Here is a 16,474-nt window from a genome sequence, read left to right on the forward strand (position 1 = left end):
CGGCCCGGCGACAAGCGCGGATGCCGCCCCTCGTCAGCCGCACCACCCCTGCCGCCGCCCCCCGCCATACGGGCGCGCCACCCCGGCATCGGTCATCCGGTCGGACAGGTCGGCCCCGTCGAGCGACACCCGGACGAGGACGCGGCCGTACCGATCCAGTCCGTGGGTCGTGGCCTCGATCCGACCCGCGCGCAGCAGGGCCCAATGCAGGACGGCCATCGCCTTCACCGAACCCCAGCGCTCGGCGAAGCAGCCGCCCCACCCCTCGGGCGCGTCGTATCCCAGGATCCGGCCGCGTGAGATGTCCGACCGGGGGCAGTTCATGCGGATCGTGTCCCCATCCACCACGCCCAGGACGATGCATCCGCCGTCCCACTTCGCCACGCCGTTCACCGGGATGACCACGAAAGGCGCGATCAGCACCAGGACCAGAACCATCACGAACCGTCGAAGCCATCCGCGCCGGGTTCGCCGGGCTCCATGCCGCCGCGCGGGCCTCGGACCGATCGCCGTGACGGGTGGCCGCCCGCGGGGATCGGGGGGGTCCCCCATCTTCCAGACCGGGGTGGCCGCGTCGCCACCCTGCTTCAATCGCCGTCTCATCCCTTCATGGAAGCATCCGATTGCGGCGGGCGTTGGGCTACATCCGGAACACCCCGAACCGCGTCTCCTCGACCGGCGCGTTCAAGGCGATCCGCAGCGACAGGACCAGCACCTGGCGCGACTGCCGCGGGTCGATGATGCCGTCGTCCCAAAGGCGCGCGGACGCATAGAGGGGGTGGGACTGCGCCTTCAGCGCCTCCTCCGTCGGGCGGCGGAAGGCGGCCTCGTCCTCCGCCGACCACGGCGTTCCGGCACGATCCATCGCTTGGCGCCTGACGGTCGCCAGGACGTCCGCGGCCTGCGCGGGGCCCATCACGCCGATGCGGGAATTGGGCCATGTCCACAGGAAGCGCGGGCCATAGGCCCGGCCCGCCATGCCGTAGTTGCCCGCTCCGAAGCTGCCGCCGATGATCAGCGTCACCTTGGGCACGGCGGTGCAGGCGACGGCGTTGACCAGCTTGGCGCCGTGGCGGGCGATGCCGCCGTGCTCCGCCTCGCGGCCCACCATGAAGCCGGTGACGTTCTGCAGGAAGACCAAGGGGATGCGCCGCTGCGAGCACAGCTGCACGAAGTGGGCACCCTTCTGCGCCGCGTCCGAGAAGATCACCCCGTCGTTCGCGACGATGCCGACCGCGATGCCGCAGATCCGCGCGAAGCCCGTGACCAGCGTTTCCCCGAAACGGGGCTTGAACTCGTCGAACCGGCTGCCGTCCACGAGCCGGGCAATGACCTCCCGCACGTCGTAGGGGGTCGCTGGCGACGGGGGCACCACGTCGAGCAGGGTTTCCGGGTCGTGGATCGGCTCGTCCCACGTCGCCGTATCCTCCGGGAACTCGCTCGACTGCCGGTCGATGCCACCCAGCGACGCCACCGCCTGCCGAGCCAACGCCAGCGCATGGGCGTCGTCGTCCGCCAGTTGGTCCGCCACGCCCGAGATGCGGGTGTGGACGTCGCCGCCGCCGAGATCCTCGGCCGTCACCTCCTCGCCGGTCGCGGCGTGCACGAGCGGCGGACCCGCCAGGAAGATCGTGCCCTGGTCCCGGACGATGATCGACACGTCCGCCATCGCGGGCACATAGGCCCCGCCCGCGGTACACGAGCCCATCACGACGGCGATCTGCGCGATCCCGTCCGCCGACATGCGGGCCTGGTTGAGGAAGATGCGCCCGAAATGGTCGCGGTCGGGGAAGACCTGGTCCTGCTGCGGCAGGTTCGCCCCGCCGCTGTCCACCAGATACACGCAAGGCAGTCGGTTCTCCGCCGCGATCTCCTGCGCGCGCAGGTGCTTCTTGACCGTGATGGGATAATAGGTGCCGCCCTTCACCGTCGCGTCGTTGCACACCACCATCACCGGCCGCCCGTGGACCCAACCCACGCCCGCGATCACGCCGCCGCAGGGGCACGCCCCGTCATGGAGGCCATGGCCCGCGAAGAGCCCCACCTCCAGGAAGGACGATCCGGGGTCCAGCACGCCCGCCACACGATCCCGCGGCAGCATCTTGCCACGCGCGACGTGGCGGCCGCGTGCCGCGTCGCCGCCGCCTGCCACCGCAGCGTCCGCCGCCGCCCGCACCTCCGCCAGCGCCACCTCGTGCGCGGCGCGGTTCGCGCGCGCCTCCTCGGACGCGGGGTCGAGCGCCGTGGACAGGATCACCGCGCCCGCTCCGCCCGCAACCAACGTTCCAGAACCAGGGCCTGCCGCGCGGTCGCCTCCATCAGGCATTCCGCCGTCGCGGGGTCCCCGCCCGTGCCGCCCAGCCACCCCATCCGCTCATAGGTGCAGGCCGCGTCCCGATACGCGATCCAGGCGCGCTGCATGTCACGCAGGGCGTCCGCACGCGGTCCCTCGCCCCCCGCCCGGTGCGCCGCCCGCAAGGGGCCGTAGGCGGCGTTCAACCTGTCGTCCCAGAAGCGCCGCTCGGCGTCTAGGCATCCGCCCATCCCGACGGTCGTGCGCCCGCCCGACGTCTCGTCCATGCAGGCCCGCGCGGCCGCGCCGACGCATCGTTCCGACACGGTGGTGCCCGCCAGGCACCCGAGCGTCACGCCCGGATCGTATCGCAGGTCCTGCGCCGTGGCGGTCGTCGTCGCCACCACGATCAGCAGGGCCGCCAGCCTCATGGCCGATGCCCCGGATCCGGCGGCGACGGGTCGCGACCCTCCCCCTGCCCGGCGCGGCGGTCGTTGCCGTGGTCGGGGAACCCGCCCCGCAGCACCCGGGCCAGGTGCATCGCGTCCCGGGCCAGGACGGCCGCGTCGCCGTCGATCGACCCGGCCGCCTCCTCCCCGATCCGACCGGGACCGAACCGCGGCGGGATCGTGAAGCCAAGGCACGACAGCGCATGGCCGACCGTCGCCGCCGCGTGCGTCGCGCCGTCCTCGTGGCCCGTCACCACGACCCCGCCGACCTTGCCGTGGAACACCGGCTGTCCGCGGTCGTTCGAAAGGCCGGACATGCCGTGCAGCCGCTCGATCAGCTGGTGGCACAGGCTGCTCGCCCCGCCCAGCCGCGACGGCGTGCCGACGATCAGGATGTCGGCGTCGCGGATCCGGGTCCACACGCCCGGCCAGTCGTCGCGCACCCGCTCGTGCGCCGCCATGTCGGGCTCGACGCCATAGGCGATCCAATGGTCGCGCATGTGGATCCGGTCGACCGCCACGCCCGCGCGCTCCATCGGTGCGGCCACCCGGCCCAGCAGCAGGGCGGTCCGGCTGTCGTTCCAGTCCCGCTTCAGCGACGCGTTGACGAAGACCGCCCGCAGGCCGCCATGATCGGGCGCGTCCCCGCCGGACGTGGCGGCGGCCTTCTGATGCAGGTCCATCGCGATCCCCCCGCGTCAGCGGTCCACGTCCTCGCGCAACTCCGCCTTCACCTCGGCCAGCTCGCGGTCCAGGAAGAACGACACCAGCGAGCGGATGACCACCAGCAATCCCAGGAACACCAGATCCGCCATCGCCAGCGACAGCGCCGTGTGGATGATGTCCGACACGATCAGAAGCTCCAGCCCCGCAAGGATATAGCGTCCCAGCTCCACCCGTTCGGTGTTGATGCCGCGCACGCGCTTCAGGCTGTTTCCGAAGGACAGCTCCGCCCGCACGAAGCCCACCACGAAGCGCACGCCGCCCAGCACCAGGATCAGGACGCCCAGGATGTCGATGGCCGCCGCGATCCATTCCAGCACCTCGATCAGCCAGTGGAACTCGCCGTAAAGGACGCCGCCCTCCCGGGCATAGTCCAGGAAGCCCGTCGCGGCGCTCTCGCCACCCTCGTCGTGCGTGTCGTGTTCCATTCAGCGTATCACCTCGATCCGGACGCCCAGGTCCAAGCTAGCCCAGGCGCGGTCCGCGGTAAGGACCGTGGCGTCCAGACGCTTCGCCAGCGCCAGGCAGGACCGGTCGCCCAGGGACAGGCCGTGCGGCCGCGTATGCCGATGGAAGAGGCCCGCGATCCTCGCCTGGTCGGCATCGAACGGATGGACGGCGAACGGATAGTCGCCCAGCAAACGGCTCGCCGCCCCGTCGTCGTAACCGAAATGGACCAGCTTCGTGACGAGCTCCGCCATGTTCACGGTCGAGATCACCGCCTCCGCGATCACGGCATCGACCTCGTCCGCGCCGGGTTCGTTCCGACTGAACGCGATGACGGCGGACGTGTCGAGGACGACCGTCAATCGTCGCCCCACATCGCCCGACGCCCCTTCAGGAAATCGTCGGTCAACGATCCGCCGTCCACGTCGATCGCGGCGAAGGCCGCCCGGATGCGTCGGATGGGGGCCGACGGATCCTCGATCACCAACCGGTCGCCGTCCATCCGCAGGTTCGCCATACCCCCGGCCTTCAGGCCGACCGCCTTGCGGATCGAAGCCGGGATCAGGATCCGCCCGTCGGCACCGACCTTGACGGTCGCACCGCGCCGCGCCCCGTCCAACTCGAAGACCGCCTGCCGAAAACCACACCTCATCCCAGCGCGCTCCATGTCGCCATACGAGCCGATCGTCTGTCAGGTTCGTGTGGATCCGTCAATTCATCCCATCCCCGCCAGCATCTCCCGCCCGATCAGCATGCGCCGGATCTCCGACGTGCCGGCGCCGATCTCCATCAGCTTGGCGTCGCGGAACAGCCGGGCGACCGGGGCATCCGCCAGGAAGCCCGCGCCCCCCATCGCCTGCACGGCCTGATGCGCCTGCGCCATCGCCTGCTCGGAGGCATAGAGGACGCAGGCTGCCGCGTCCGCGCGGGTGATCCGCCCCGCGTCGCAGGCCTTCGCCGCGGCATGGACATAGGCCCGCGCGCTGCCCAGGGCCGTGTACATGTCCGCCAGCTTGCCCTGCATCAGCTGGAAGTCCCCGATCCGCTGCCCGAACTGCCGCCGTTCGGCGGCATAGGGCACCACCGCGTCCAGGCAGGCGGCCATGATGCCCGTGCCGATGCCCGCCAGGACCACGCGTTCGTAGTCCAGGCCCGACATCAGCACGCGCACGCCCCCGTCCACCGCGCCCAGGACGTTCGCGTCCGGGACGCGCACGCCGTCGAAGGTCAGCTCCGCCGTCCGCGACCCCCGCATCCCCAGCTTGTCCAGGGGCGGGCCGGCGGCGAAGCCCTCCATCCCGCGCTCGACCACGAAGGCGGTGATGCCCTTCGCCCCCGCGCCCGGATCCGTCTTGGCGTACACGACCAGAACGTCGGCATCGGGGCCGTTGGTGATCCAGTACTTCGCCCCGTCCAGCCGCCACCCCCCGTCCGCCCGGGTCGCACGCAGGGTCATGGACACGACGTCGGACCCCGCCCCCGCCTCCGACATGGCCAGGGCGCCGACATGCACGCCCCGCACCAGGGCGGGCAGGAACCGGTCCTTCTGGTCGCGCGTCCCGTTCAACCGGATCTGGTTCACGCACAGGTTGGAATGCGCGCCATAGGACAGCGCCACCGACGGGCTGGCGCGGGCCAATTCCTCCACCACCAGGACGTGATGCAGATAGCCCAGGCCCGATCCGCCCCAATCGCCCTCCACCGTGATCCCCAGGAAGCCCAGCGCGGCCATTTCGGTCCACAACACGCGGGGAAACGCGCCGTCCCGGTCGATCGCGGCGGCCAGGGGCGCGACCCGCTCCTGCGCCCAGCGATGGGCCGCATCGCGCACCGCAAGCGCGTCGTCGTCCAGGTCGAGGGGCATGGATCGGGTGAACATGGCGGGGGACCCTTCGCGATCGGGGAACATCGATCCGCAGGCTAGAGGCGATCGCGCCGCATTCCCAGCCGCCCGTGGCGCGGCGGGACGACCGGGCCGGACGGAACCGCGCCCGCCGGCGGACACCCGGCCCCTCACCCAAGGTAAGGTTTCCCCCACTTGGCCTCCGGCCCGGCCCGCGCGACACGGACGGGGACGATGCGATCGAACGGGGGATGCGACATGCCGGAACTCCACCTCGCCTTCTACAAGGCCCGCGGCACCTGGCTCGACCTGGCGATCCGCCTGGCCACCCGGTCGCGCTACAGCCACGTCGAGCTGGTGGAGGCCGACCGCACCCCCCGCGACGGCAACACCGCGCTGTGCCTGTCGGCGTCGGCCCGCGACCGGGGCGTGCGCATCAAGCCGATCACGTTCGACCCCGGCAAGTGGGACTTCGTTACCGTGCCCTGGGCGCGGGCCGACGCCTGGGACCGCGCGCGGCGCGAACTGGGATGCCCCTACGACTACGAGGCGGCGGGCCTGCTGCCCTGGATCCGCATCGGCACGCACGCCGAACGCCGCTGGTTCTGCTCCGAGATCTGCGCCCACGCGCTGGGCTACGCGGTGCCCGACCGGTACTGCCCTGGCGGTCTGCATCGGGCCCTGTCCCCGGGCGACCGGGACCACGCCTTCGGACGGGCGGACGACGGCGACGACGACCCGTTCCCGCTGATGGGCGGATGGGTGTGACGGCCGGAGGGCCGGCGGCATAACCGAAGACCGCGCGTAGGCGGCCCGACCGCCGATCCGGGACGGAGAACGGGCATCCGCGTTCGATGGCGCCGTCCCGTGGGGGTTCGACCCGGAATCGGAGGACGCCCCGCAATCCCTCGATGACCCCCGCGAAACGGGCGACACGGGGAACACGCGTCCATCACGGGTCCGTTCGCGCTGTTCCGATGGCCTGCGCCATATTCCTCCCCCTCGAAGCCATCGACGCGGTTACCGGTCACGCGGTTCGCATGAACGAGGGAACCGTAAGAACTCCGGTTTGGCGCCCATCCCATCCATCGCCTGTTTGGAAGACGTCGATGCGGGCTTGAAGCCGTTCGAGGGCTTCCGCGATCGAGTTCGCAGCGTCCGACACGTTCTGCTGTTGCGTTGCGTCTCCACGAGTGGCGGTCTCGAGGGAAGCGATGAGTTCGGCGAAACGCGCGATCCCGTCGGCCTGCGCCGCGGAACCTTCCTGAGCCGCCTCGACGATCGACAGGATGCTTTCGATCTCGCCCATCATCTGTTCGAGCGCGTCACCGGTTCTGTCGGCCAGCGCTACGCCGCTGCGCATCTCCGCGCCACTCCGCTCGATAAGGGTCTCGATTTCGCCAGCGGCCTCGGCGACGCGTGCGGCAAGCGAGCGGACCTCGGCCGCGACTACCGCGAAACCGCGTCCGCTCTCGCCCGCGCGCGCTGCCTCTATGCCTGCGTTGAGCGAAAGCAGGTTGGTTTGGAACGCGATGTCGCGGATCACCGACACGGCATCGGCCACGCTCCGTGACATGGCCTCCATTCGGCGGATCGAGTCGATGGTCTCGTGGACGATGCCGTCCGTCTGCTTGGTCCGCTCGACGGCGGAGTGAACGACCGCAGCGACTTGTCTGGCCGTATCGGACCCCAGATCGGCCGCGTCCTTGAGCTGCGCCACCGTCGCCCCGCCGGTCTCGATGCTTCGAGCCGTTTCCTCCGTTCGCTCCGACAGCGCTTGCGCCGCGCCGACGATATCCCCCGTCTCCGCAGAGATGTCTCCGACGATGGATTGGACTTCGCCGAGCGTGGACTGAAGCTTGCCGGCCAGTCCGTCCGTGTCGCGCTGGAGGTCGGCGAAGGCCCCCTCGAACATGCCGGACATCCGCGCTGTGAGGATGCCGTTCGATAGAGCGTGCAGGACATTGCGCGTCTCGGATAGGCTGCCTTCGAATGTCCCTTGGAGCGCGTTGACCGCTTCCGCGATGGTCCGGCCCTCTCCATCGAGTACGGCCGCGTCGATCCGAGAGGAGAAGTCACCGTGCCGCGCCCGTTCCGCGGCCGCTGCCACCGCATCGATAAGGACGGAATGGTGCCGGGCGCGTAGCGCGATTTCCTCGCGCTTCTGCCGCTCGCGCTCGGCTTCCTCCGCGGCCGAGGCAAGCCGCGCCTGCGTTCGTTCCCATTCCAGGGCGGCTTGCGCTTCGTGGCTCTCCTCCTCGGATCGACGCAATGCCTCGGCGTCGCGCATCGCGTCGCGGAACACGGTCAGCGCCCGTGCCATCGCGCCGACCTCGTTGCGATGATCGATCCCTTCGATCTCGGCGTCCAGGTCGTCGCGGGCAAGCCGTCGCATCGCCCCCGTGATCGAGCCGATGGGGCGCGAGATCGACATCATGGTTGACGTCGTCAGACTCAACGTGACGACGACGCCCAAAGCCCCGATGACGCCAAACAGTACGATCGTGCGTCGCGACGTGCCCCGTGTGTTCGCTACGAGTGCGAGCAGTGCCATCCGCTCCCTCGCGATGAAGCCGTTCTTGACACTTGCCAATTCGACGAAGTGTTGATCGGCTTGGTTTGCCGTCATTCCGGCCATGAGCGGACTGGCCTGCGATAGGTCGACCGTGGAGCGCGCCGCCGAAAGATAGGTTTCGACCGCTTCCGCGAGCGCGGGGTCGGCCGCGAGAAGGGCGCGCGATCCGAGACCGGACTGCATGTCGGATTCCACCTCGTCCAGCGCTTCCATCGCGCGCTCGAACTGAGCATCCATTGCCGATCCCTCGACCCCGCCGGCGGTCCAAGCGACGACCCGGAGGAGCTCGATATGCGCCCGCTGCACGGCGGCGCTGAACGCGCTGATGCGCTCGATCCGGCCACCGTAGCCCTCCGCGAGCGCCTCCAATCCCTCGTCGGCGGACATCAACGACCAAGTCGCGGTTGCGATCACGGCAGCTAAGCTGACCACCGAGCCGATCACGATCACCAAGCCCTTGCCGACGAGGGACATCGCGCGCATCGGGGCGAACATACGCTCTTTGGCCTGCCGGGCTACCTGTGCGACGGTGCTGTGGCTTGCGTCGGCACCGACAGACATCAGTCGGTATAGATGCCCACGCCGAGATGGTGGTCCCGGTCGATAAGCACGCAATAGCTCGACTTCTGGCGCACTCTGCCGGTGATCGGATCGGGCCATTTGTAGTCCACCCAGACCGGCGACCCGGACGCGACGTCGGCGACGATCTTCTGGACGAGCAGCAGGCCGTCGGGGTCCTTCGCCTCCCACAGGCTGTTGCCGACCACGGCAGGATTGGCCGCGTGTCCCACGGATATTCCCTTTTGCGTGTTGACGAAGACATAGAGGTCGCGATCGACGTAGCGCGGGTCCTGCGCGTTGACGGACGCGATCAACGCATCGAGACCATCCGCCCGACATTGAGCGAGGGCACGGTCGACCATCGCCACGGCCTCGTCTCGCGTACCCCGCTCATTCACGGCCATGGCCGGCATGACGCCGAACAGGGTGGCCGCCGAGGCGGCCGTTCCGATTAGCATGGATCGACGTTGCATCTGGAGAACTCCTTCCTGATCGTCATGGGACAGCGATAGGGGGAGATCCTTTACGGTTCGTGAGTCCCACGGGACGCTTCCAACGGCACTTCAGCGCAGCGCCGTCTCGGGCCGCCAAACGATCCGCATGCGTCGTCCTGATCGGCCATAAACCCCCTGCAAACCATCGCCCCCCCTCACCCCATCCGCGCCGCCGCCTCCCCCGCCGCGACCCCCGACGACCAGGCCCATTGGAAGTTGTACCCGCCCAGCCAGCCGGTCACGTCCACCGCCTCGCCCGCGAAGAACAGGCCCGGCACGCCGCGCGCCTCCATCGTCTTCGACGACAGGGCGGCGGTGTCCACGCCGCCCGCCGTCACCTCCGCCTTGGCATAGCCCTCGGTCCCCGACGGATGGAACGTCACCGTCCGCAGCGCGTCCGTCGCGCGGCGCAGGTCGGCGTCGGACGTGTCGCCCAGGGGGCGGGACAGGCCCAGGCGCGGGGCCATCAGGTCGGCCAGGCGGTTGGGCAACACCTCCGCCAGGGCGGCGCGGACCTGCGCGCGGGGCAGGCGCCGCTTGGCATCCAGCAGCGCGTCCCCCCGGCCGGGCAGCAGGTCCAGCACGACCGCCTCCCCCGGCGCCCAGTACGACGACGCCTGCAGCACCGCGGGGCCCGACAGGCCCTTGTGCGTGAACAAAGCGGCCTCCGCGAAGGCCACGCCGCCCGCGCTGGCGACCGATGGGCAGGCCGTGCCGGGGATCGCGCGGAACGCCGCGTCCTCCGCCCCCAGGGTCAGGGGCACCAGGGCGGGCCGGGGCGGCACCACCCCCAGCCCGAACCGCCGCGCGACGTCATAGGCCACGCCCGTGGCCCCCATCTTGGGGATCGACGGTCCCCCCGTCGCCACGATCAGCGCGGGCGCGACGCATCCCCCCGCCCGGAACGCCCCGTCGCCGTGCCCGACCTCGCCGATGGGCGTGCTCAGCCGGACCTCCACCCCGCCGGCGGCGCATTCGTCCAGCAGCATCGCCACGATCTGCCGGGCCGACCCGTCGCAGAACAGCTGCCCCAACGTCTTCTCGTGCCAGGCGATACCGTGCCGTTCGACCAGAGCCAGGAAGTCCCATTGCGTGTACCGCGACAGGGCCGACTTCGCGAAGTGCGGGTTCTCCGACAGGAAGCGGGCGGGCTCGCAGCCGGTGTTGGTGAAGTTGCACCGCCCCCCGCCCGAGATCAGGATCTTCTTGCCCGCCTTCGGCGCGTGGTCGATCACGACCACCCGGGCGCCCCGCTGCCCCGCGATGAACGCCGCCATCAGCCCCGCGCCGCCCGCGCCCAGGACGATGACGTCGTGGGTGACGGCCGTCACGATCGGCCCCCGCGCATGGAACGCCCGTTCGGGTCAACAGGCGCGCAACGCGCGGTGCCCATGCGCCGATCCGTATGCACGGGGGGTGTACGGGGGGTGTACGGGGGGTGCACGCCCTATTCGACCGTCACGGACTTCGCTAAATTTCGAGGTTGATCCACGTCCGTGCCCTTGTGGACGGCCGTGTGGTACGCCAGCAGCTGGGCCGGAACCGCGTACAGGATCGGCGCCAGCAGGGGCGGGCAGGCGGGCATCGTCAGGGTCGCCCGGACCCCGCCCCCCCCGGCCTCCGCGCCGGATTTGTCCGTCACCAGAAGGACTTGGCCCTCGCGCGCCATGACCTCCTGCATGTTGCTGATCGACTTTTCGAACAGCGCGTCGTGGGGGGCCAGGACGACGATCGGCACGGTCTTGTCGACCAACGCGATCGGTCCGTGCTTCAACTCGCCCGACGCATAGGCCTCCGCGTGGATGTAGCTGATTTCCTTCAGCTTCAGCGCCCCTTCCTGGGCCAGCGGATACATCGCCCCCCGCCCCAGGAACAGGATGTCCGACGCCTCCGCCAGCCACCCGGACAGGTCGGCGCACGCCTCCTCCACGGCCAGAGATTGCGACACCAGGCCGGGCAAGCGGCGGATATCGCCCACGATTTCCGCTTCCCGCGCCGCGTCGATGGCGCCCCGCTGCCGCGCCGCCAGGACGGCCAGGCACAACAGCACCGTCAACTGGTTCACGAACGCCTTCGTGGACGCCACGCCCACCTCCACCCCCGCATGGATGGGAAACGCCACATCGCATTCGCGCGCGATGGACGACGTGGGCACGTTCACCACGGACAGGATTCTGGCAGCCTTTCCCGTGGCATGGCGCATCGCGGCCAGGGTGTCGGCCGTTTCGCCCGACTGGGACACGACCATCACCGCCCCGTCCGCCGCGATCACCGGATCGCGGTAGCGGTACTCGCTGGCGATGTCGCATTCGACGGGCAAGCGGGCCAACTGCTCGAACCAGTACTTCGCCACCGTGCCCGCGATATGGGCCGTCCCGCAGGCCACGATGGTCAGCCGTGACAGGGCCGCGAAGTCCACCGCCTCGGGCGGCGCGACCCGGTCGCCGTCGAGATACGCGTCCAGCACGTCCGATATCGTCTGCGGCTGCTCGTGGATCTCCTTGGCCATGTAATGGCGGTGGCCGCCCTTCTCGATCCGCTGCGAATCCAAGGGGATGCGCTGTACGTCGCGGCTGGTCTGGCGCCCCCTCCCGTCCCAGATCCGTGCGCCCGCGCGGGTCACGACGGCGCGGTCGCCCTCCTCCAGATACGTCATGCGGTCGGTCAGGGGCCCCAGCGCGATGGCGTCGGATCCGACGAACATCTCGCCCTCGCCATGCCCGATCGCCAGGGGGCTGCCGGCACGCGCGCAGACCAGCAGATCGTCCTCGCCGTCGAACAGGAAGCACAGGGCATAGGCCCCCTCCAACCGGTCGATGGTCGCGAACGCGGCGTCCTGCGGGGATTTTCCTTGACTCAGGTGATGCTCGCACAGACGAACGATCGTCTCGGTGTCCGTCTGCGACTCCCAGTCGCCGTCGCCACCGACGGAAAGTTCACGCCGTAGCGCGGCGAAGTTCTCGATGATGCCGTTGTGCACGACGGCGACGCGACCCGCGCGGTGCGGATGGGCGTTTGCGACCGTGGGCGCGCCGTGGGTGGCCCAGCGCGTGTGGCCGATCCCCGCCCGTCCCGCCAGGGGGTCGGTGACCAGCAGGTCGGCCAGGTTGGCCAGCTTGCCCACCGCGCGGCGTCGGTCCAGCGTGCCGTCCTGGACGGTCGCGATGCCCGCGCTGTCGTAGCCGCGGTATTCCAGCCGCTTCAGCGCGTCCACCATGATGGGCGCCGCCTGGTGATCCCCGAGTATCCCGATGATCCCGCACATCAGTTCGCCCTCCGCGCCTTGGCCGTCCGCAGCTTGGCCATCAGCCGCGTGGCGAACCCGTCTTTGTTGACCTGCTTCGCCCGGCCCAGCGCCAGCGCGCCGTCCGGCACGTCCTGCGTGACCACGCTGCCCGATCCCGTCATGGCCCCGTTCCCCACCACGACGGGGGCCACGAGCGCCGTGTTCGACCCGATGAAGGCGTCCGCCCCGATGCGGGTCACGTGCTTGAACACCCCGTCGTAGTTGCACGTGATCGTGCCCGCGCCCACGTTCGCCCGCGCGCCCACCACCGCGTCGCCTACATAGGACAGGTGGTTCAGCTTGGCCCCTTCGGCCACGCGCGCGGCCTTCACCTCGACGAAGTTGCCGACCTTCACGCCCCGGTCCAGCTCCGTCCCGGGCCGCAGGCGGGCATAGGGGCCGATCGTGCAATCCCCGCCGACATGGCATCCCTCTAGGTGGCTGAACGCCCTGATCGTAGCGCCCGTCTCGACGGTGACGCCGGGGCCGAACACGACGTGCGGCTCGACCGTCACGTCCCGGCCCAGCACCGTGTCGTGGGCCAGGAACACGGTGTCCGGCGCGGTCATCGTGACCCCGTCCTCCAGGGCCCGCGCCCGGGCGCGGGCCTGGAACGCGGCCTCCGCGGCGGCCAGGTCGGCGCGGGTGTTCACGCCCATCGTCTCGGCCTCCGGGCAGGTCACGACACGGGCCGACAGACGGGCCGCGCGAGCCAGCGCCACGATGTCGGTCAGATAGTATTCCCCCGCCGCGTTGTCGCGTCCCACCTGGTCGATCAGCGCGAACAGCGTTCCCGCATCCGCGGCCACGACGCCGGAGTTGCACAGCGTGATCGCGCGCTCCGCCTCCGTGGCGTCCTTCCATTCGACGATCCGCTCCAACCGATCGCCATCGGCGACCAAGCGACCATAGCGGCCCGGCTCGGCGGCGTGGAAACCCAGGACCACCACGTTCGCCCCTTCCCGGCGGGCCGCGACCATCGCCGCCAGCGTTTCGGATCGGATGAACGGCGTGTCGCCATACAGAACGATCGCGTCCCCCTCGAACCCTTCCAGCGCGGGACGGGCCTGCGCCACCGCATGTGCCGTCCCCGCCTGCTCGGACTGGCGCATGGTGACGGCGTCCCGGTCGATGTCGGCGAGCGCCTCCTCCACCGCGTCGGCCCCGTGGCCGGTGACGACGATTGTGCGCTCGGGCGCCAGCGACGCGCCCGCGCGGAGCGCGTGGGCCAGCAGGGGCGCGTGCGCCACCCGGTGCAGAACCTTGGCCATGTCTGACCTCATCCGGCTGCCCTGGCCGGCGGCCAGGACGATCAGGGCTATGGGCATGGACGGCGCTTTCCGGTTTCCCTCGGACCGGCGCCGTTCTACCTGCCCCGGGTCGCGCCGCAAGTCGGCGCCCCCGGGGGGAGCACGATCCTGAAACCTTGCGTGATCTTCGATCTGGACGGGACGCTCTGCGACACCTCCGCCGACCTGATCGCCGCGGCCAACGCGGCCTTCCGCCACCTGGATCGCGACGTGGCGCTCGACCCCGCCTCGCCGGAGGACCGCGACACCGCGCTCCGCGGCGGACGGGCCATGCTGCGCCTGGGCCTGGGGCGCCTGGGCGCCGTGGACGAGGGGGAGGTGGACGCCGGCTACGGACCCCTCCTCGACGCATATGGGCTGGCGGTCTGCACGCATACGACCTTCTTTCCCGGCGCGCGGGAGGCCGTGGACCGCTTGCGCGACACGGGTCATGCGGTGGGCATTTGCACCAACAAACCCGAAGGCTTGGCCATGGCGCTGATGACGGCCCTGGACGCCGTGGACGCCTTCGACAGCATCGTCGGTGCCGACACGTTGCCCGTGCGCAAGCCCGACCCCGCCCCCTTGCGGGAGGCCGTCGCCCGCGCCGGCGGCGATCCCGCGCGCACGGTGCTGATCGGCGACACGGTCACGGACCGCGACACCGCGCGGGCCATGGGCATCCCCGTGGTGTTGATGGACTTCGGCGCACCTGTCGCGGCGCTGGGCGGGGATGCCTGGCTGCGGGACTACGAGGGGTTCGACGAGACGGTGGCCCGCCTGATCGGCTGACCCGCCCGCGATATCCCCTTGCGCGCGGGCGGGGGACGGTGACCATTCGGGCGATGGAACGCTTCACCCGATCCTTCACGCAGCAGGAGCCCATCCCGGAGGACGCCATCGCCGCCGCCGTCGCGGTGATGCGGTCCGGCCGCCTGCACCGCTATGGCGCCGACCCGTCGGAGGTCGCGGCCCTGGAGGTCGAGTTCGCCGCCCGGATCGGGGCGGCGCACTGCATTGCCGTCGCGTCGGGCGGCTATGCCTTGGGTTGCGCGATGCGCGCGCTGGGGGTGGGGCCGGACGATCCCGTCCTGACGAACGGCTGGACCCTGGCGCCCGTGCCCGGCGCCATCGCAGCCATCGGCGCGACGCCCGTGCTGATCGAGGTCGGCGAGGATCTGACCATCGACCTGGACGATCTGTCCGCCAAGGCGGGACGGGCCCGCGTGCTGCTGCTGTCGCACATGCGCGGGCACCTGTGCGACATGGATCGGCTGATGGCCGTCTGCGACGCGGCTGGCGTCACGGTGATCGAGGATTGCGCCCACACGATGGGCGCGGCCTGGAACGGCACGCCGTCCGGGCGGTGGGGCGCGGTGGGCTGCTTCAGCACGCAGACCTACAAGCACGTTAATTCCGGCGAGGGGGGGCTGATCGTCACGGACGACCCCGACCTGGCCGCGCGCATGGTCCTCCTGTCGGGCAGCTACATGCTCCACGCCCGCAATGGCACCGCGCCCGCGCAGGCCGTCTTCGACCGCCATGCCGCAACGGTGCCCAACGTATCGGGCCGCATGGACGAGGTGCGGGCCGCCATCCTGCGACCGCAGATCGGGGCCCTGTCCGGCCAGGTGGCTCGGTGGAACGCGCTCTATGCCGCGCTGGAAGGCGCCTTCGCGCGGGCCCCCGGCCTGTCCGTCGTGCCCCGCCCCCCGAAAGAGCGGTTCGTCGGGTCGTCGATCCAGGTGCTGGCCGATCCACACGGGGACGTCGCGGGCTTCGTCGGCGCCTGCGGGGACCGCGGCGTCGAATGGAAGTGGTTCGGCGGGGCGGCTGCGACCGGCTTCACCAGCACGCACAGGCATTGGGGCTATGTCGCGGCCCAGGATCTTCCCCGGACGGACGCGGTTCTGGCCCGCCTGCTCGACATGCGCATCCCGTTGACCTTCGACCGGGACGACTGCGCCGTCGTCGGGCGCATCGTGGCGGAGGAAGCGCGCCGCCACCTGACCTGACGCCGAGCGCCGTCCGAGCCGCGCCTTGCCCTTCCGCCCCCCCTCCCCTATGGCCGCGACCGATCGAGGGAAGGGGCCGGCATGTCGCGTCTGGTCATGAAGTTCGGCGGCACGTCGGTCGCCAACATGGACCGCATCCGGCGGGTGGCGAAGCGCGTGGGCCGGGAGGTCGCGAACGGCCACGAGGTGATCGTCGTCGTCTCTGCGATGGCCGGCAAGACCAACGAGCTGGTCGGATGGGTGAACGAGACGGGCCCCATGCACGACGCCCGCGAATACGACGCCGTCGTCAGCTCGGGCGAGAACGTAACCGCGGGCCTCCTCGCCCTGGTCCTGCAGGAGAACGGGATCGACGCCCGGTCCTGGCAGGGCGGGCAGGTGCCCTTGAGGACGTCCTCCGCCCACGGATCGGCCCGGATCGGGGAGATCCCGACGGCAAACCTGGATGCTAGGTTCGCCGCCGGCATGACGGTCGCCGTGGTCGCGGGCTTCCAGGGCA

At 70.6% G+C, this 16,474-nt stretch carries 17 protein-coding genes; 4 read left to right on the plus strand and 13 right to left on the minus strand.

Features of this window, described 5'->3' with window-relative positions; all coding sequences use genetic code 11:
- Positions 1-33: 33 nt before the first annotated feature.
- From P0084_RS14370 to P0084_RS14405, 8 genes are all read right to left on the minus strand, one after another.
- Positions 34-438 carry a thermonuclease family protein gene (locus P0084_RS14370; RefSeq protein WP_308917559.1) on the minus strand — a complete coding sequence of 135 codons (405 nt, stop codon included), beginning with the start codon at positions 436-438 and terminating at the stop codon, positions 34-36.
- A gap of 202 nt (positions 439-640) precedes the next feature.
- On the minus strand, positions 641-2,326 hold the full coding sequence (locus tag P0084_RS14375) for a carboxyl transferase domain-containing protein (RefSeq protein ID WP_374213663.1): 1,686 nt from the start codon (positions 2,324-2,326) through the stop codon (positions 641-643).
- Positions 2,254-2,724 carry a lysozyme inhibitor LprI family protein gene (locus tag P0084_RS14380; protein ID WP_308917561.1) on the minus strand — a complete coding sequence of 157 codons (471 nt, stop codon included), beginning with the start codon at positions 2,722-2,724 and terminating at the stop codon, positions 2,254-2,256. Before P0084_RS14380 ends, P0084_RS14375 begins: the two co-directional genes overlap by 73 nt.
- Complete coding sequence (locus tag P0084_RS14385) at positions 2,721-3,425, minus strand: flavodoxin family protein (protein WP_308917562.1); 705 nt, start codon at positions 3,423-3,425, stop codon at positions 2,721-2,723. Before P0084_RS14385 ends, P0084_RS14380 begins: the two co-directional genes overlap by 4 nt.
- 15 nt (positions 3,426-3,440) lie before the next feature.
- Positions 3,441-3,893 (minus strand): DUF1622 domain-containing protein, encoded by a 453-nt coding sequence (locus P0084_RS14390; protein WP_308917563.1) that lies wholly within the window; start codon positions 3,891-3,893, stop codon positions 3,441-3,443.
- Positions 3,894-4,274, minus strand: coding sequence for a type II toxin-antitoxin system VapC family toxin (locus P0084_RS14395; RefSeq protein WP_308917564.1), 381 nt, complete (start codon positions 4,272-4,274; stop codon positions 3,894-3,896).
- Positions 4,271-4,564 carry an AbrB/MazE/SpoVT family DNA-binding domain-containing protein gene (locus tag P0084_RS14400; protein ID WP_308917565.1) on the minus strand — a complete coding sequence of 98 codons (294 nt, stop codon included), beginning with the start codon at positions 4,562-4,564 and terminating at the stop codon, positions 4,271-4,273. The genes P0084_RS14395 and P0084_RS14400 overlap by 4 nt, the downstream gene beginning before the upstream one ends.
- A gap of 63 nt (positions 4,565-4,627) precedes the next feature.
- Positions 4,628-5,791 (minus strand): acyl-CoA dehydrogenase family protein, encoded by a 1,164-nt coding sequence (locus P0084_RS14405; protein ID WP_308917566.1) that lies wholly within the window; start codon positions 5,789-5,791, stop codon positions 4,628-4,630.
- A 222-nt stretch (positions 5,792-6,013) separates the two neighbouring features.
- Between P0084_RS14405 and P0084_RS14410 the strand changes: the two genes are divergently transcribed.
- Complete coding sequence (locus P0084_RS14410; protein WP_308917567.1) at positions 6,014-6,523, plus strand: hypothetical protein; 510 nt, start codon at positions 6,014-6,016, stop codon at positions 6,521-6,523.
- Between the two features lie 259 nt (positions 6,524-6,782).
- Here the strand turns inward: P0084_RS14410 and P0084_RS14415 are convergent, their stop codons facing one another.
- The 5 genes from P0084_RS14415 to glmU all read right to left on the minus strand — a co-directional run bounded on the left by P0084_RS14415 (position 6,783) and on the right by glmU (position 13,999).
- Positions 6,783-8,891 carry a methyl-accepting chemotaxis protein gene (locus tag P0084_RS14415; protein WP_308917568.1) on the minus strand — a complete coding sequence of 703 codons (2,109 nt, stop codon included), beginning with the start codon at positions 8,889-8,891 and terminating at the stop codon, positions 6,783-6,785.
- Positions 8,891-9,364 (minus strand): cache domain-containing protein, encoded by a 474-nt coding sequence (locus tag P0084_RS14420; protein ID WP_374213664.1) that lies wholly within the window; start codon positions 9,362-9,364, stop codon positions 8,891-8,893. The genes P0084_RS14415 and P0084_RS14420 overlap by 1 nt, the downstream gene beginning before the upstream one ends.
- 176 nt (positions 9,365-9,540) lie before the next feature.
- Positions 9,541-10,716, minus strand: a complete 1,176-nt coding sequence (locus tag P0084_RS14425) for a BaiN/RdsA family NAD(P)/FAD-dependent oxidoreductase (RefSeq protein WP_308917570.1) — start codon at positions 10,714-10,716, stop codon at positions 9,541-9,543.
- A 116-nt stretch (positions 10,717-10,832) separates the two neighbouring features.
- Positions 10,833-12,650, minus strand: coding sequence for a glutamine--fructose-6-phosphate transaminase (isomerizing) (glmS, locus tag P0084_RS14430; protein ID WP_308917571.1), 1,818 nt, complete (start codon positions 12,648-12,650; stop codon positions 10,833-10,835).
- A complete protein-coding gene (gene glmU / locus P0084_RS14435; RefSeq protein ID WP_308917572.1) occupies positions 12,650-13,999 on the minus strand; it encodes a bifunctional UDP-N-acetylglucosamine diphosphorylase/glucosamine-1-phosphate N-acetyltransferase GlmU in 1,350 nt (449 codons plus the stop codon). The genes glmS and glmU overlap by 1 nt, the downstream gene beginning before the upstream one ends.
- Before the next feature lie 102 nt (positions 14,000-14,101).
- Between glmU and P0084_RS14440 the strand changes: the two genes are divergently transcribed.
- The 3 genes from P0084_RS14440 to P0084_RS14450 form a co-directional block, all read left to right on the plus strand.
- Positions 14,102-14,752, plus strand: coding sequence for an HAD-IA family hydrolase (locus P0084_RS14440; protein WP_308917573.1), 651 nt, complete (start codon positions 14,102-14,104; stop codon positions 14,750-14,752).
- A gap of 53 nt (positions 14,753-14,805) precedes the next feature.
- Positions 14,806-15,975, plus strand: a complete 1,170-nt coding sequence (locus P0084_RS14445) for a DegT/DnrJ/EryC1/StrS family aminotransferase (protein WP_308917574.1) — start codon at positions 14,806-14,808, stop codon at positions 15,973-15,975.
- Positions 15,976-16,056: 81 nt separating this feature from the next.
- Positions 16,057-16,474 (plus strand): amino acid kinase family protein (locus tag P0084_RS14450; protein ID WP_459554091.1); only part of this gene is annotated, 418 nt, incomplete at its 3' end.

The organism is Jannaschia maritima, assembly GCF_030973515.1.
Taxonomy (GTDB): Bacteria; Pseudomonadota; Alphaproteobacteria; order Rhodobacterales; family Rhodobacteraceae; genus Jannaschia; species Jannaschia maritima.

What these genes read in the sequence shown, in the direction of transcription:
- P0084_RS14445 (WP_308917574.1), top strand. Translation starts at nt 14,806, where the DNA reads ATGGAACGCTTCACCCGATCCTTCACGCAGCAGGAGCCCATCCCGGAG.
- P0084_RS14400 (WP_308917565.1), bottom strand. Translation starts at nt 4,564, where the DNA reads ATGAGGTGTGGTTTTCGGCAGGCGGTCTTCGAGTTGGACGGGGCGCGG.
- glmU (WP_308917572.1), bottom strand. Translation starts at nt 13,999, where the DNA reads ATGCCCATAGCCCTGATCGTCCTGGCCGCCGGCCAGGGCAGCCGGATG.
- P0084_RS14385 (WP_308917562.1), bottom strand. Translation starts at nt 3,425, where the DNA reads ATGGACCTGCATCAGAAGGCCGCCGCCACGTCCGGCGGGGACGCGCCC.
- P0084_RS14415 (WP_308917568.1), bottom strand. Translation starts at nt 8,891, where the DNA reads ATGTCTGTCGGTGCCGACGCAAGCCACAGCACCGTCGCACAGGTAGCC.
- P0084_RS14405 (WP_308917566.1), bottom strand. Translation starts at nt 5,791, where the DNA reads ATGTTCACCCGATCCATGCCCCTCGACCTGGACGACGACGCGCTTGCG.
- glmS (WP_308917571.1), bottom strand. Translation starts at nt 12,650, where the DNA reads ATGTGCGGGATCATCGGGATACTCGGGGATCACCAGGCGGCGCCCATC.
- P0084_RS14420 (WP_374213664.1), bottom strand. Translation starts at nt 9,364, where the DNA reads ATGCAACGTCGATCCATGCTAATCGGAACGGCCGCCTCGGCGGCCACC.
- P0084_RS14380 (WP_308917561.1), bottom strand. Translation starts at nt 2,724, where the DNA reads ATGAGGCTGGCGGCCCTGCTGATCGTGGTGGCGACGACGACCGCCACG.
- P0084_RS14370 (WP_308917559.1), bottom strand. Translation starts at nt 438, where the DNA reads ATGGTTCTGGTCCTGGTGCTGATCGCGCCTTTCGTGGTCATCCCGGTG.
- P0084_RS14410 (WP_308917567.1), top strand. Translation starts at nt 6,014, where the DNA reads ATGCCGGAACTCCACCTCGCCTTCTACAAGGCCCGCGGCACCTGGCTC.
- P0084_RS14375 (WP_374213663.1), bottom strand. Translation starts at nt 2,326, where the DNA reads ATGCCTGATGGAGGCGACCGCGCGGCAGGCCCTGGTTCTGGAACGTTG.
- P0084_RS14390 (WP_308917563.1), bottom strand. Translation starts at nt 3,893, where the DNA reads ATGGAACACGACACGCACGACGAGGGTGGCGAGAGCGCCGCGACGGGC.